The sequence below is a fragment of the Pseudomonas sp. B21-012 genome (assembly GCF_024749305.1).
GTDB lineage: Bacteria > Pseudomonadota > Gammaproteobacteria > Pseudomonadales > Pseudomonadaceae > Aquipseudomonas.
In genome coordinates this window covers 5,512,399-5,527,520 of sequence record NZ_CP087197.1, presented here as the reverse complement: position 1 = coordinate 5,527,520, position 15,122 = coordinate 5,512,399, and the positions used below count along the sequence as shown (strand labels likewise).

Here is a 15,122-nt window from a genome sequence, read left to right as displayed (position 1 = left end):
AAGCGGCAAGCTTCAAGCGGTAAGCAAGAGCAGCGCGGTGTTGCCCTGGCTTGCGGCTTGAGGCTTGAGGCTTGCACCTGAAAGGTGCCTCTAAATGTTGAACACCCTTATCCCCATCCTCCTGTTCGCCGCCCTGGGCCTTGCTGTCCTGGGCGCGCTGCGGCGCGTGCGGATGTGGCGCCAGGGTCGGCCTTCGAAGGTCGATCTGCTCGGCGGCCTGCTGGCCATGCCCCGGCGCTATATGGTTGACCTGCACCACGTGGTCGCCCGCGACAAGTACATGGCCAACACTCACGTGGCCACCGCTGGCGGCTTTGTCCTGGCGGCGGTGCTGGCGATCCTGGTGCATGGTTTCGGCCTGCATAACAAGATTCTCGGCTACGCCTTGCTGTTCGCTACTGTGCTGATGTTTGCCGGTGCGCTGTTCGTTTACAAACGCCGGCTCAATCCGCCGTCGCGGCTGTCCAAAGGCCCATGGATGCGCTTGCCGAAAAGCCTGCTGGTGTTCGCCGCAAGCTTTTTTATCGCCACCTTGCCGGTCGCCGGGATCCTCCCCGAAGGCTTCGGCGGCTGGCTGCTGGTGGCGCTGTTGGGGCTTGGCGTGTTGTGGGGCGTGTCCGAGCTGTTCTTCGGCATGACCTGGGGCGGGCCGATGAAGCATGCCTTCGCCGGTGCCCTGCACCTGGCCTGGCACCGGCGTGCCGAGCGCTTTGGCGGTGGCCGTTCGACCGGGCTCAAGCCCATCGACCTGGAAGACCCGCAAGCGTTGCTGGGGGTAGAAAAGCCCAAGGATTTCACCTGGAACCAATTGCTCGGTTTTGACGCCTGCGTGCAGTGCGGCAAGTGCGAGGCCGTGTGCCCGGCGTTTGCCGCCGGCCAGCCGCTGAACCCGAAAAAACTCATCCAGGACATGGTTGTTGGCCTGGCCGGTGGTACCGATGCCAAGTTTGCCGGCAGCCCCTATCCTGGCAAAGCCATTGGCGAGCATGGCGGCAACCCGCACCAGCCGATCGTCAACGGCCTGGTCGATGCCCAGACCCTGTGGTCGTGCACCACCTGCCGCGCCTGCGTCGAGGAATGCCCGATGATGATCGAGCACGTCGATGCCATCGTCGACATGCGCCGCCACCTGACCCTGGAAAAAGGCGCGACACCGAACAAGGGCGCCGAGGTGCTGGACAACCTGATCGCCACCGACAACCCCGGCGGCTTCGCCCCGGGCGGGCGGATGAACTGGGCGGCGGACCTCAACCTCAACCTGCTCGGCGACATCAAGACCGCCGAGGTGCTGTTCTGGGTCGGCGACGGTGCCTTCGACATGCGCAACCAGCGCACCCTGCGCGCTTTCGTCAAAGTGCTCAAAGCCGCGCAAGTGGACTTCGCCGTGCTCGGCCTGGAAGAGCGTGACAGCGGTGACGTGGCCCGGCGCCTGGGCGATGAAGCGACCTTCCAGCAACTGGCCCGGCGCAATATCCAGACCCTGGCCAAGTACAGCTTCAAGCGCATCGTCACCTGCGATCCGCACAGCTTCCACGTGCTCAAGAACGAATACGGGGCTTTCGGCGGCAACTACCTGGTGCAGCACCACAGCACTTACATCGCCGAGCTGATTGGCGCAGGCGCGCTCAACCTGGGCCAGCACAAGGGCGGCAGCGTGACCTACCACGACCCGTGCTACCTGGGCCGCTACAACGGTGAGTACGAGGCGCCGCGCGAGGTATTGCGCGCGCTCGGCATCGAGGTCAGGGAAATGCAGCGGTCGGGCTTGCGTTCGCGCTGCTGCGGCGGTGGCGGCGGAGCGCCGATTACCGATATTCCGGGCAAACAACGGATCCCCGACATGCGTATGGATGACATCCGCGAAACCGCCGCCGAGCTGGTGGCCGTGGGTTGTCCACAGTGCACGGCGATGCTTGAGGGCGTAGTCGAGCCCCGTCCGCTGATCAAGGACCTGGCGGAGCTGGTTGCCGACGCCATTCTCGAAGAACCGGCGGCGGCGAGCAAACCCGCTCCGGCACAGCGTGAACCTGCGGAGGTGCACTGATGAGCGACATTATTCGCCGTGATCCGCGCGCCGAGTGGATCGCCCGCAACCGCCTGCACCCGCTGCACGCGGCCATGCAGCAGGGCCAGCAACACAGCTGGCTGGGGCCCAACGGCATCATTCGCAAGAACCCGCACGGGGTCGGCTTCATCGGTCCCAATGGCCTCAAGCGCATCGACCGCAGCGGCGCCCAGCAGGGTGGCAGCAGCAAGCGCACGGCTGCGGCCGTGGTGCAATTGCCGCTGCACCAGGTGGCACAGCCGGCGTTCTACATCGCCGTGGTTCCAGACATGGTCGGCGGTCGCCTGGGCAGCCACGACCGCGACCTGCTGGGCCTGGCCCACAGCCTGGCCGGTAGCGACGGCGCGGTGCTGGCAGTGGTGTTTGGCGAACACAAGGAAAGCAACTTTTCCACAGCCGGCGTCGATCGCCTGCTAGTCATCGAAGGTGACGAGTTCGCAGGTTACGCACCGGAGCAGTTGGTGCAGGGCCTGCGCGCTGTGGATAACCAGTACAGCCCACGCCATTGGCTGCTGCCAGACAGCCGCACGGGTGGCGGCGAGCTGGGCCGGCGCTTTGCTGCGGCCATTGGCGAACGCCCGGCGACTCGGGTCTGGCAGGTCAAGGACGGGCAGTGCAGCGGCCGTGCCGGCGCTGGCCAGCAAGACCTGATCCGCGGCTTGCCGCGCTTGATTCTGGCAGCCGGCGAATGCGCGGAACCGGTCAGCGAAACCCGCCATGAAGCTTTGCCGGTGCAGTTATCCACAAGCACGGCGCGCAGTCTGTCGCGCATCGAGGACCTGGGCCCGGTCGCCGTTGACCCGGCAGCCATCGCCATGGCCGAGGCCGAGTTCATTGTCTCAGGTGGCAATGGCGTCAAGGACTGGGAGTTGTTCCACCGCGCCACCGTGGCCCTCGGCGCGACCGAAGGGGCCTCGCGGGTGGCTGTGGACGACGGCTTTATGCCACGCAATCGCCAGGTCGGTGCCACCGGTACCTGGGTGACTGCGCGGGTTTACCTGGCTGTGGGTATCTCCGGGGCGATCCAGCACCTGCAGGGCATCGGCGCCTGCGACAAGGTGGTGGCGATCAACATGGACCCGGGCTGCGACATGATCAAGCGTGCCGACCTGTCGGTGATCGGCGACAGCGCGGCGATTCTCCAGGCGCTGATCGAGGCTGTGGAAAACTACCGCAACGACGTCAAGCGCGATGCGGCCTGAGGGCAGGGGATAACTATGCACACCAAGGTCATCAGTCTGGTTTCAATCGGTGCCCACCCAAGCTCTGGCCGCACTCGACGTGCCGAGCAGGATGCCCGGGCGGTAGAGCTGGGCCTGCAGCTGGCTGGGGATAACTTGCAGGTGCTGCACGCCGGCGACCCGCAGGAGCCGGCCTTGCGCGCTTACCTGGGTATGGGCCTGGAGCACATCGACGTGCTCGAACAGCCACATGGCGCCGATGCCCTGGGCGTACTCGGCGATTACCTGCGCGACGCTGGCGCTCAATTGGTGCTGACCGGCAGCCAGGCGGAAACCGGCGAAGGTTCGGGGATGCTGCCGTTCCTGCTGGCCGAGCGTCTGGGCTGGCCGCTGGTGGTAGGCCTGGCCGAAGTTGAATCTATCCACAATGGTGTCGCCCAAGTGCTGCAGGCCCTGCCACGGGGCCAGCGGCGGCGTCTGAAGGTACGCCTGCCGCTGCTGGCGACTGTGGATAACGCCGCGCCCAAGCCGCGCCAGAGCGCCTTTGGCCCGGCCCGGCGCGGGGTGTTGGCAGCGCGCCAGGTGGATGTTGTCGAAGACGAGTTATTCACAAGCGCCGAGCTGCAGCCGGCCAAGCCACGGCCCAAGCGCCTGAAAGTGATCAAGGCCAAGAGCGGCGCCGACCGCATGAAAGCTGCTACCGCCAAGGCCAGTGGCGGTGGTGGGCAAGTACTCAAGGACCTCTGCCCCGCAGACGGCGCGCAAGCCATCCTCAAGCTGCTGGTGGAAGAGGGCGTATTACGCTGACAGTTGCTCACAAAGTCTGTTGGCCGATCTGTGGATAAAGTGTTCGTGTATGGCTGCAGGGCACGCATTGCGTGCCCTTCGGCGTTATGGTCAAAAAATGATCAAGCTAAGTTGTGGATTTTTCGAGGTTTTCTCCCTCTGGCTCGGCTGAGTTTGCCCACAATCGCTGTTGGCGGGTCTGTGGATAATATGTTCGCCCATGGCTGAGAGGCCCGTGTGGCAAGGGCTGCGCACGGTTGATCAAAAACTAGCCAATTGCCGTGTTTATGCGTGCCCACGCCCGTTTTTTCGGTTGTTCAGGGCGTTATCCACAACGCTTTTTCACCGCTGCGACTTTTGCACACAAAGTCTGTTGGCGTCTCTGTGGATAAGGTGTTCGCCTTCCGCTGTGAGCCTTGTATTTAAAGGCGTGCAGAGATTTGATCAAATATTGATCAATAAAATTTAGTGGGAAAAACAACGACTTGCCCACATTAGCTGTGGGCTGTCCTGTGGATAAAGTGTTTGTTCTATCGAGGGCCCCAGTAAGGCCGGGGTGTTGCGGGGTATGGTCAAAATTTGATCAGCTCCCACAGGATTCACAGGTACCTACAAATCCGGTGGGAGCAACTGTCTTGATCAGGCTGTTTGCACTCGCCAAGGGGTATTGTCCCGCAGCATTGCATTCAGCCTGACGATCAGCACCCGCATACAGGCTACGAGGGCGACTTTGGCGCACTTGCCACGCTCCCGAAGTGCTTCGTAGCGTGCTTTAAATTCCGTGTTGTGACGGATGATGATCCAGCTCGACATGTACAGGACTCGCCTTACATGCGCCCGGCCACCCCATATCTGGCGGTGCCCTTGATGGCTACCGCTATCGTTGTTGTAAGGCGCTACGCCCACTAGCGCGGCGATCTGACGGCGGTCCAATTGCCCCAGCTCTGGCAGTGAGGCGAGCAGATTTGCGGCGGTTACCCGACCAATTCCGCTCACCGCCAACAACTGACGCGCCCTGGTGTCGTCCAGTTGCACCATCGCCTGGTCAATTTCTTCGTCAAGGCGTTTGATCAGCACTTTCAGCTGCTCTATGTGCTCATCAAAGTGAGCCATCACCATTGCCGAGCGGCATTGCAGGCGGCGCCGTTTGTAGTCATCACGGCTCTGCACAAATTGGGCGCGCTGCTTCACCAACTCGCGCAGCTCTTCGCGTTCCGGGCTGATTAGTTGGTCTTGAGGAGCGCTGAGGTGTGCAGCGAAGTCCGCAAGGACCTCGGCGTCGATCTTATCGGTTTTGGCTTTTTTACCCATCGCCTCGGCGAATTTCCGGGCACGGGCTGGGTTGATGCAGATGGTTTCGAAACCGGCCGAGCGCAATGCAATCAGCACGTCTTTCTCGTAGCCGCCGGTCGCTTCAATCAACACTCTGCTGATCTTGAAGTCCTTCAGTCGCCCGATCAGCACATCAAAGCCTGGGCGCTCATTGATTACTTCGAAGCGGATTTTCTGAGGTTTGATGCAGATTTCCAACGTGGCTTTGGCAGTGTCGATTCCAACAGAAGACAACATGGCTGAACCCTCTTACACTCAGTTGTGAGAGCGCTCTGGCTTGGCCCACGCTTGTGATTCGAGAGGCGCTCAATCAACTGTTCGGGCTCGGGCCAGAGTGGAGAGGTGAATGGCAGCTTTGCTCCCACACGTGCTTTAAGCACTACCGGCGTACAGCTTGCCATTCACCGCTCTCACTTCTGATTCTATTCCAACCTCAAGACACAAGCGGCGGTGCGACGCCTCGACTTGCCCCGCGATAAGGTTACTGCGCAGCCACACCCTTCAGATAAGGCGCCGGCGCCGCCCCCAGGTTGCTCAGCATCCGCTCGCTGTACCAATCGACGAAATTAACCACGCCAAACTCATAGGTCTTCGAATAAGGCCCGGGCTGATACGCCGTAGAGTTGATCCCACGCTGGTTCTCTTCAGCCAGGCGCCGGTCCTGGTCGTTGGTGGCGTCCCACACCTGGCGCATGCGCGCCGGGTCGTAGTCCACACCTTCAACCGCATCCTTGTGCACCAGCCACTTGGTGGTGACCATGGTCTCCTGGGCGCTGATCGGCCATACGGTGAAGACGATGATGTGATCGCCCATGCAGTGGTTCCACGAGTGCGGCAGGTGCAGGATGCGCATCGAGCCGAGATCCGGGTTCTTGATCCGGCCCATGAGCTTCTGGCAGCCCTGCTTGCCGTCCAGGGTCATCGACACCGTGCCCTTGAGCAGCGGCATGCGCACGATGCGGTTGCGCAGGCCGAAGCTTGCGTGGGCGTAGGGGATCTTCTCGGCATCCCAGGCGGCAGCCGAGGCGGCGACGTGGTCCTTGAATGCCTGGTCGGCGCGTGGGTCGGTGACGTCGTCCCATTCCAGCAGGGTTTTCAGCAGTTCAGGGTGCGAGCCGCTGCAGTGGTAGCACTCGCGGTTGTTTTCCAGCACCAGCTTCCAGTTGGCCTTCTCCATCAAGGTGGTTTGCACCGCCACCTTGGTGTTCTCCATGTCGTAGGGTTCCATGTAGTGGGTCAGGGTGGCGAGGAAGTCGTCAATCGCCGGCGGGTTCTCGGCCAGGCTGATGAAGATGTAGCCACCGGCGGTCTTGACGTTCACAGGCTTGAGGCCGTACTGCTTCATGTCGAAATCGGCGCCCATTTCGGTGCCGGCAAACAGCAGGCGGCCGTCCAGCTCGTAGGTCCACTGGTGGTAATGGCAGACCAGCTTGGCGACCTTGCCCTTGTCGCTGGTGCACAGGCGCGAACCGCGATGGCGGCAGACGTTGTGGAAGGCATGCACCTGGCCTTCGGCACCGCGCACCACCAGGATCGGGTTCTTGCCGATCTGCAGGGTGATGAAGTTGCCCTTGGTCGGGATTTCGCAGGTCATCCCGGCGATCAGCCATTCCTTCTGGAAGATTTCTTCCATGTCGATCTGGAACAGGCGCTCGTCGCAGTAGAACGGCTGTGGCAGCGAGAAGGTCCGCTCGCGGCTCTGCAGCATCTCGGCGGTGGCCTTGCGTGCAGGTTCCAGTGGATCGCCCAGACTCAAAGTTGCGGTGACGTCCATCGTGTAGGTCCTCATGGCCAGTGCTTGTGGCCGGTGAAAGTGGCTAATCGTTGTTATGGCGACGCAAGGCTCAAGTACAGATCATGTGCGATGGAGTGTGCGTTCGAAGGGCGCAGGAACCATATCCATGGACGACATGATCAGATCCGTTTCCGACGCGTCAGCCCCCGTGGCCGGGGGCTGGTCGCGATAAGCACGCCAATGTCGCGGATAGGTAAGTGTCGCCTGCGCGGCTTAAGCAGAATCGCAGCCATCAGGCCGCAGTCGGCCGTGGAGACGAGCATGTCCAACAGCTTCCTCAATCCGGTCAGCACCCAGACCTGGGCCAACGGCCGCCACATCGTCCGTTGCGTCAAGGTGATCCAGGAAACCTGGGACGTGCGCACCTTCTGTTTCATGGCCGACCAGCCGATCATGTTCTTCTTCAAGCCCGGGCAGTTCGTCACCCTGGAGCTTGAGATCGATGGCGAGCCGATCATGCGCTCGTACACCATCTCAAGCTCGCCGTCGGTGCCCTACAGCTTCTCGGTGACCATCAAGCGCGTGCCCGGCGGCAAGGTCTCCAACTGGCTGCACGACACATTGCACGAAGGCCAGGAGCTGGCGGTGCACGGCCCGGTCGGGCTGTTCAATGCCATGGATTTCCCCAGCCCCAAGGTGCTGTACCTCAGCGGCGGCGTCGGCATCACCCCGGTGATGTCCATGGCCCGCTGGTTCTATGACACCAACGGCAATGTCGACATGGTTTTCGTTCATAGCGCGCGCTCGCCGAAAGACATCATCTATCACCGCGAGCTGGAGCACATGGCCTCGCGGATCGACAACTTCAGCCTCCATATCATTTGCGAGAAGCATGGCCTGGGCGAGCCCTGGGCGGGCTATCGCGGCTACCTGAACCAGAAGCTGATGGAGCTGATCGCCCCGGACTACCTGGAACGGGAGATTTTCTGCTGCGGCCCGACGCCCTACATGAACGCGGTCAAGCGCCTGCTGGAAAGTAGCGGCTACGACATGAGCCGCTACCATGAAGAGTCGTTCGGCGCGACCCCGGCCGAGGTCAAGGCCGATGCCGTGGAACACGCCGAACAAGCCGCCGAAGCTGCCGAGGTGGACGCCAGCGACCTGCACCAGGTCGAATTCACCGCCACCGGCAAGAGCATCCGCGTGGCCCCGGGCGAGACCGTGCACGCGGCGGCGGCCAAGCTCGGGCTGATGATCCCCAAGGCCTGCGGCATGGGCATCTGCGGCACCTGCAAGGTGCTCAAGCTGGGCGGCGAAGTGGAGATGGAACACAACGGCGGGATCACTGATGACGATGTGGCGGAGGGCTATATTCTGTCCTGCTGCAGTGTGCCGAAGGGTGACGTGCGGATTGAGTACTAGTGTTGCAGACACCGCCGTAAAGCTGCGGCTGGCGATCTTCATGGACATGGTTGTGGTCGCTGATCCATTTGTAGTCGGCGTCGCTCAGCTCCAGGTCGGCCAGCAGCAGTTGCGCTTCGGGCAGGCTGCTGGCGCCAGCCAGGGGAAAGCCGTCGGCATCGACAATGGTTGAACCGCCCACCCAGTCGACCCCGCGTTCGCTGCCATGGCGATCACAAACCGCGATGAACATGCGATTCACTGCTGCTCCAGCCTGAACCCGGACGATTTCTGCCGGGCGCTCCTCGGGAGGGCGGGGGAATTCTGGCCAGTTGGCGGGCGCACACAACAACTGTGCACCACCCAGCGCAGCCAGGCGTACCCACTCCGGGAGCTCCAGGTCATAACAGATCATCAGTGCTATTCGCCCTTTGGCCGTTCGCACAACCGGTGGCGGTTGCTCGCCCGGTGTGAAGATGAGTTTTTCCCGGTCCCACAGGTGCACCTTGCGATAGCAGGTGATCCAGCCTTGAGGCTCGATCAGCACTACGCTGTTGGCGACTTCGGTTGCCGACAGGCGTTCGCACAGGCCGGCCACCACCATGATCTCGTGTTGCCGGGCGAGGGCGAACCAACCCTTGACCGTGGCGTCGTATAAACCCTCGGCAACGCTCAAGGCTTCGTCGCGGTCTTCAAACACGTAGCCGCTCTGCATAAGCTCCGGTAGCACGACCAGTTCCGCACCTTCCCGGGCGGCCTCGATGATCGCTGCATTGGAAACTTCGCGGTTATGGATTACATCGGCAACTTTCGGTGCAACTTGGGCGCAAGCAATGCGCAGCGGCAGTGATGATGTGTTCATGTGTGCTCTCCTGAAAATAATGATCAGGCGATATAAAATAGTTAGCGTCAACTGGCATTTTTGCTAGTTCAAGTGCCGTGTTTTTGATTGCCAATCAATATAACTATTGAACACCCCCGGCTCTATGCTGTGAGTTCATCACTGCCTTCAGACGGAGCCTGATATGTCCTCGATCCCTTCTCGAATTCTTTCCGCCAAGCGTGTTCTGGATAATCAGGTTCGGGCGGTGATTCCAGACTTTCCTTTCGACTATGGGCAGTACCTGGCGGACAAGGGGCCGGCACCGCTTGGCCGAATCCAGCCACAGCATCATGGCCAGCAAGTGCTGGTGGTGGGGGCCGGCGTGGCCGGGCTGGTTGCCGCCTATGAAGCGATGCGCATGGGCCTGCATCCGGTTTTGGTGGAGGCCAGCGGGCGCATAGGCGGGCGCCTGTATTCGACCGCGGTCAACGATAGCGTGCCGTTTGAGCGCGGTGCCATGCGCTTTCCGTTGTCGGGCCAGGCGCTGATGCACTACTTCAGCAAAGTGCGCATGCGGGATAACACTGAAGACTTTCCCAATCCCGGAAGTGCCGCCGCCGTTAGTACTGTCGTTGATTATGCCGACGAAAAATATTACTACGAAGTCGGCAATGACAACTTTCCCCGGCCGCCGGCGTTCGAGAACATTGAAATCAAGTTCTTCGATGAGTTTCTCGAGCAGGCGCCTATCCATTTCAAGGAAATGGAACACGCCATGTCTGCCGGGACAATAGACCAGGCGAAAATCAAACTGTTGTGGAATGCAATTTTGCGCGAAGGCTGGGACAACCTCAGCTTTCATGCCGCGATGGTCGAGCAGGCGCGCTGGCCTGCCGACGAGATTAACCTGTTCGGCCAGATCGGCTTTGGTACGGGTGGCTGGAACACCGACTTTCCCAATTGCTTTCTGGAAGTACTGCGGGTGCTGTATACCGGGCTGGATATCAACCACCTGTTGATGCGCGACGGTGCCGACCAGTTGCCTCTACGGCTTTGGCAGCAACCTGCAGCGGCCTTTGGCGATGACAGCGTGTTCTGGCCGCAGAACATGACCGTGGAAGAACTGGCGAGCGCGTTTCCGGGCAACCCGCTGCGCCAGGAAGTTCGGCAGATCAAGCGCCTGACAGCGGGCGAAGGTGGCGGTTTTGAAGTGCTCTGCCATGACCTGCAGAGCGGACGCGACCAACGCCTGCGTTACGGCAGTGTGGTCTACACCCCGCATGTGCGGATACTCGACAAGTTCCGCTACATGAACGGCGCCGAAGGCCTTGAGGCCAGCCGTTCGCTGCTGACGCAGCAGCAATGGGAAGCGGTGATGTATACCCACTACATGCAGTCGGCCAAGGTGTTTGCCGCTACCCGCGAGCCGTTCTGGACCCAGCGCGGGCCGGACGGCAAGCAACTGATGAGTATTACCCTGTCTGACCGCCTGACCCGTGGCACCTACCTGGTGGACTACAGCCGAAACCCGGGAGCTTGCAAAGGTAGTGGGGTTATCTTGTCATATACCTGGAACGACGACAGCCTGAAGTTTCTCGGTGACCGTCAGGGCGACCTGCCGCAGCATGGCGAGTTGTGCACCGCCTTGCTCGATCAGGTTTATCCGGGCCTGGACCTGGCTTCGCATTTCCCTGCGGCAGACCCCTTTGTCGAGATCAACTGGGAGAACGAGCCTTTCTATCTTGGGGCTTTCAAGATGAACCTGCCGGGTCAGTACGAGTACCAGCGGCTGTTGTTCAGCCAGTTCAAGGAGGGCAGTGACGGTAGCGCGGTGGATGGCTTCATCCTGGCCGGCGACGATGTGTCCTGGACCGGCGGTTGGGCTGAAGGGGCGGTGACCACGGCACTTAATGCCGTGGACAAACTGGCCACGCGCTACAACAACGGCTTCAGCCCCGAGGGCGGTCCCATTGCGCAGTGGGACCCCCTCAAGCCGGCTGCGCTGGCCGATCTGCAGGTCAAACGCTAAAGCGCGCCACCAGCCCGCTCAGGTCCACCGCCAGGCGCGACAGCTCGGCACTGGCGGCGCTGGTCTGGTGGGCGCCGGTGGCCGACTGCACCGAAAGATCGTTGATGTTGACCAGGTTGCGGTCGACTTCGCGGGCAACCTGGGCCTGCTCTTCGGCGGCGCTGGCGATCACCAGGTTGCGTTCGTTGATCTCGGCCACCGCGCCGGTGATGGTTTCCAGCGCCAGGCCGGCGCCACGGGCGATGTTCAGGGTCGACTCGGCGCGTTCGGTGCTGTTGCGCATGGAGTTGACCGCCTGCTCGGTGCCGCCCTGGATACTGCCGATCATCCGTTCGATTTCGCTGGTCGACTGCTGGGTGCGGTGGGCCAGGGCGCGCACTTCGTCGGCCACCACGGCAAAGCCGCGGCCGGCTTCCCCGGCACGCGCCGCTTCGATGGCGGCGTTGAGTGCCAGCAGGTTGGTCTGGTCGGCCAGGCCGCGAATCACATCGAGCACCTTGCCAATATCACGCGACTCTTCCGCCAGGTTGCCGATCAGTTCGGCAGTGCCTTGCACGTCGGTGCTCATGCGCTCGATGGCACTGACGGTTTCCATCACCAGGTCACGGCCGTCACCGGCCGAGCGGGTGGCTTCCTTGGAGGCTTCCGAGGTGCTCACGGCATTGCGCGCGACTTCTTCGACGGCGCTGGTCATCTCGGTGACGGCCGTGGCGGCCTGTTCGATTTCGTTGTTCTGTTGCTGCAGGCCACGGGCGCTTTCGTCGGTGACGCTGTTGAGCTCTTCGGCCGCCGATGCCAGCTGGGTGGCCGAGCCGGAAATCTGCTGCAGGGTGTCGCGCAGCTTGTTCTGCATCTTGGCCATGGCCTTGAGCAGACGCGCTGCTTCGTCCTGGCCTTCGGCGTGGATGCTGCGGGTCAGGTCGCCTTCGGCAATCCGCTCGGCGGCCTGCAGGGCTTCGTCGATCGGCTTGACGATGCTGCGGGTCAGCAGCAGGGCGCAGATCAGGGTCAGGGCGGTGGCGGCCAGCAGCAGGCCGATCACCAGAGTCACGGCATTGGAATATTGTTCGGCGGCGGTGCGGTTGATCTCGCTGGTTTGTTCGGTGTTGATGCTGACCAGTTGATCCATGACGCTGTTGATCTGCTCGGAGCTGTCGAGCATGTCGCGGTTGATCAGGTTGCGCAGGGTGTCCAGGTCATTGTTCTGCGAGGCCAGGCGCATGCGGTTTTCCAGTTGGCGGTACTGGCCCAGCAACTGTACGTACTGGTTGTAGGCCGAGCGTTCCTGGTTGCCGAAGATCAACGGCTCGTAGTTGCGGCGCGCGTCGTCGATCTGCTGGTTGCGCTGGTCGATCAGCTTGAGGGTGGCCTGCAGGGTGTCGGCTTCGCGGTTGAGCAGCAGGCGGTACGACAGGGTGCGCAGGCGCAGGGTCAGCTGGGTCAGTTGGTCGAGGTTGGTCAGGCTTGGCACCGTCGAGGTCTCGATGGTTTCGCCGGCCTGGCGAATCTTGCTCATCTGGTTCAGGGCGAACAGACCCAGGGCCAGCATCAGCGCACCGATCAGAGCAAAGCCCAGAAGCGCGCGCGGGGCGATATTCATGTTGCGTAGGGACATGGTGGTATCCAGGAGGGAAAAGGGCACGCGAACCGTGCGCAGGAGTCAGGACTGCCATGCCTATCGGTCGGCGGGGTAAAGACTTGAGCGGGCGAAGATGAAATTGTGAGGCAGCTATCTTTTTTCCTGACCGGTGGTAGGCAAAACGGGGAACCGGACCCGGATCGGCGGGTCAATCTGCACCAGGCCGAAGCGTCTAAACCCGATATCCCTGGCTAGCACGCGGACTTTTCTTTATCGTGTGCGCCCCCTGAAACACCCCGAGAAGGCAATCATGTTGGAAACTTCCCTTAGTCAACTGGAGCAACTGGTCAGCGACCTGGTGCAGAAGAATCAGGAACTGACCGAGCGCAACGCGCAAATCAGTGCCGAACTGGCCCAGGCCAAAGATGAAAACGACAGCCTGCAACTGAGCCTGCTGGAGCAGGAAGAAAAGCAGGGCGCTACCGCCGCACGCATCCAGGCCCTGGTTGAGCGTGCCAGCGTTGGTGCCGTGAACGCATGAAAACCTCAGCGCAGCCGATCAATGTCGTGTCGATCCTCGGCAGCGATTATTCGATCAAGGCCCCCGAAGGCCAGGAGCAGGCGCTGGCGCAAGCGGTGCAGATGCTCAATGCCTCATTGGCCGATACCAAGCGTAAATACCCGACCCTGATCGGTGACAAGCTGCTGGTACTGGCAGCCCTCAACCTGTGCTCGCAGCAGATCGAACTGCAACAGCAGCACCAGCAGGCCCTCGACCGTTACCAAGAGCAAGTCAACGCCACGGTCGATGTGATTGCGCGGACCATCAGCAACAGCTGATCGCCTCCAAAGCCCCAAGCTAAACCTTTTTGCCAGCTCACCGCCTTCGGGAGGGTGGGCCGGCATTGCTGTGGATCACTGTCATTATTGTATTTCCTGTTGTATACAATTGGCCTGTCTCTTGCACTACAGGACTTATTTACCCAGGGGAAATACATGCAGTTCTGGCGGCGCAGTATCCAGTGGCAATTGATCGCAAGCATGGGCGCAGCGCTGTTGCTGAGCATTCTGGTGGTGGTCGGCATCTACAGCGTGGCGGTCAATCGGCTGACCGAGCGTTACCTGGTCGACACTGCCTTGCCGGCGAGCATTGAGGCGATTCGTAACGACATCGAGCGCATGCTCGGCCGGCCGTTGACGGCGGCGGCCGATATCGCCAACAACACCCTGCTGCGCGACTGGCTGGCGGCGGGTGAAGATAGCGCCCAGGCGCCGCAATTCATCGAGTACCTCGAGGCTCTGCGTAAACAGAATCATGCGTTTACCGCACTGTTTGCCGCGACCGCGAGCAACCACTACTACAACGAGAAAGGCCTGGACCGCACCCTCAGCCGCAGCAATCCGGCGGACAAATGGTTTTTCGGCTTCATCGACAGCGGCAACCCGCGGCTGCTGAACATCGACACCGATGGCAGCACCGGCGAACTGGCGCTGTTCATCGATTATCGGGTGGAAAAAGCCGGGCAACTGGTGGGCATCGCCGGGCTTGGCCTGCGCATGACCGAACTGTCCGAGCTGATTCACAACTTCAGTTTTGGCGAACACGGGCGGGTGATGCTGGTGCGCGGCGACGGTTTGATCCAGGTGCACCCGCAGGCGCAGTTCAGCGGCAAGCGGCAGTTGGCCGAACAGATTGGTGGCGAGGCTGCCAAAGTTGTCTTGAGCCGCGAGCAGGGCCTGCACAGTAGCCGCTTCGAGCGCGATGGCGAGGGCTACCTGGCCCTCAGCCTGCCGCTGCGTGACCTCAACTGGACGCTGGTCGCCGAAGTGCCAGAAGCGCAGATCTACGCCCAGGTACGCGAGACCGTCTGGCTGACCAGCCTGATTGGCGGCGCAGTGGCGTTGGTGTCGCTGTTGCTGGTGGTGCTGCTGGCGCGCGGTATCGTCCGGCCGATCCGTCGCGTGACCGGAGCCTTGATGGCCATCGGCAATGGCGGTGGTGACCTGACCCAGCGCCTGGACGAGAACCGTGCAGACGAACTCGGCGACCTGGCCCGTGGCTTCAACCGCTTTCTCGACAGCCAGCGTGACCTGATCGGCGAGGTGCTGAGCACCAGCGAGCGCTTGCGGGCCTCGGTGGCGCAAGTCACGCAAGTGGTGGACAACACCGCCGAACGTTCCGGCCGCCAGC

11 protein-coding genes and 2 pseudogenes are annotated in these 15,122 nt (G+C 61.7%); 8 read left to right on the top strand and 5 right to left on the bottom strand.

Going from position 1 to position 15,122, the window contains the following annotated elements; translation table 11 throughout:
- Positions 1–94: 94 nt before the first annotated feature.
- From dgcB to LOY37_RS25405, 3 genes are read left to right on the top strand one after another with little or no spacing between them, the layout of a single operon-like run.
- Positions 95–2,044, top strand: a complete 1,950-nt coding sequence (dgcB, locus tag LOY37_RS25415; RefSeq protein WP_195885200.1) for a dimethylglycine demethylation protein DgcB — start codon at positions 95–97, stop codon at positions 2,042–2,044.
- Complete coding sequence (locus LOY37_RS25410; protein ID WP_258715974.1) at positions 2,044–3,267, top strand: electron transfer flavoprotein subunit alpha/FixB family protein; 1,224 nt, start codon at positions 2,044–2,046, stop codon at positions 3,265–3,267. The genes dgcB and LOY37_RS25410 overlap by 1 nt, the downstream gene beginning before the upstream one ends.
- 15 nt (positions 3,268–3,282) lie before the next feature.
- Positions 3,283–4,053, top strand: coding sequence for an electron transfer flavoprotein subunit beta (locus LOY37_RS25405; RefSeq protein ID WP_045202289.1), 771 nt, complete (start codon positions 3,283–3,285; stop codon positions 4,051–4,053).
- A 618-nt stretch (positions 4,054–4,671) separates the two neighbouring features.
- Here the strand turns inward: LOY37_RS25405 and LOY37_RS25400 are convergent.
- Together LOY37_RS25400 and gbcA are read right to left on the bottom strand one after the other, a co-directional pair.
- Positions 4,672–5,601, bottom strand: a complete 930-nt coding sequence (locus tag LOY37_RS25400; protein WP_258715096.1) for a transposase — start codon at positions 5,599–5,601, stop codon at positions 4,672–4,674.
- A gap of 244 nt (positions 5,602–5,845) precedes the next feature.
- Positions 5,846–7,138: a glycine-betaine demethylase subunit GbcA gene (gene gbcA / locus LOY37_RS25395; protein WP_115084934.1), complete on the bottom strand. Its 1,293-nt coding sequence runs from the start codon at positions 7,136–7,138 to the stop codon at positions 5,846–5,848.
- Positions 7,139–7,420: 282 nt separating this feature from the next.
- Here gbcA and gbcB point away from each other — a divergent pair, with 282 nt between their 5' ends.
- Positions 7,421–8,521: a glycine-betaine demethylase subunit GbcB gene (gbcB, locus tag LOY37_RS25390; RefSeq protein WP_258715973.1), complete on the top strand. Its 1,101-nt coding sequence runs from the start codon at positions 7,421–7,423 to the stop codon at positions 8,519–8,521.
- On the opposite strand, the gene LOY37_RS25385 is transcribed toward gbcB, so the two are convergent.
- Positions 8,442–9,362 (bottom strand): nitrilase-related carbon-nitrogen hydrolase, encoded by a 921-nt coding sequence (locus LOY37_RS25385; protein ID WP_258715972.1) that lies wholly within the window; start codon positions 9,360–9,362, stop codon positions 8,442–8,444. The two genes, gbcB and LOY37_RS25385, sit on opposite strands and share 80 nt — an antisense overlap.
- A 163-nt stretch (positions 9,363–9,525) precedes the next feature.
- On the opposite strand from LOY37_RS25385, the gene LOY37_RS25380 reads away from it, so the two are divergent.
- Entirely contained in the window at positions 9,526–11,352 is a 1,827-nt protein-coding gene (locus LOY37_RS25380; RefSeq protein WP_258715971.1) for a flavin monoamine oxidase family protein, read from the top strand.
- Here LOY37_RS25380 and LOY37_RS27700 read toward each other — a convergent pair.
- Both LOY37_RS27700 and LOY37_RS27695 read right to left on the bottom strand, forming a co-directional pair.
- Positions 11,342–12,205 carry a methyl-accepting chemotaxis protein gene (locus LOY37_RS27700; protein WP_374045289.1) on the bottom strand — a complete coding sequence of 288 codons (864 nt, stop codon included), beginning with the start codon at positions 12,203–12,205 and terminating at the stop codon, positions 11,342–11,344. The two genes, LOY37_RS25380 and LOY37_RS27700, sit on opposite strands and share 11 nt — an antisense overlap.
- Positions 12,197–12,952: pseudogene (locus tag LOY37_RS27695) on the bottom strand (MCP four helix bundle domain-containing protein); the annotation flags it as partial. The pseudogene LOY37_RS27695 and the gene LOY37_RS27700, both read right to left, overlap by 9 nt.
- 289 nt (positions 12,953–13,241) lie before the next feature.
- Here LOY37_RS27695 and LOY37_RS25370 point away from each other — a divergent pair.
- From LOY37_RS25370 to LOY37_RS27690, 3 genes and pseudogenes are all read left to right on the top strand, one after another.
- Positions 13,242–13,472 (top strand): hypothetical protein, encoded by a 231-nt coding sequence (locus LOY37_RS25370; RefSeq protein ID WP_045202365.1) that lies wholly within the window; start codon positions 13,242–13,244, stop codon positions 13,470–13,472.
- The gene (locus LOY37_RS25365) at positions 13,469–13,771 is read left to right on the top strand and encodes a cell division protein ZapA (RefSeq protein WP_038998322.1); all 303 of its coding nucleotides are present in this window, start codon (positions 13,469–13,471) and stop codon (positions 13,769–13,771) included. Before LOY37_RS25370 ends, LOY37_RS25365 begins: the two co-directional genes overlap by 4 nt.
- 156 nt (positions 13,772–13,927) lie before the next feature.
- Positions 13,928–15,004, top strand: a pseudogene (locus LOY37_RS27690) (cache domain-containing protein); the annotation flags it as partial.
- Between the last annotated feature and the right edge of the window lie 118 nt (positions 15,005–15,122).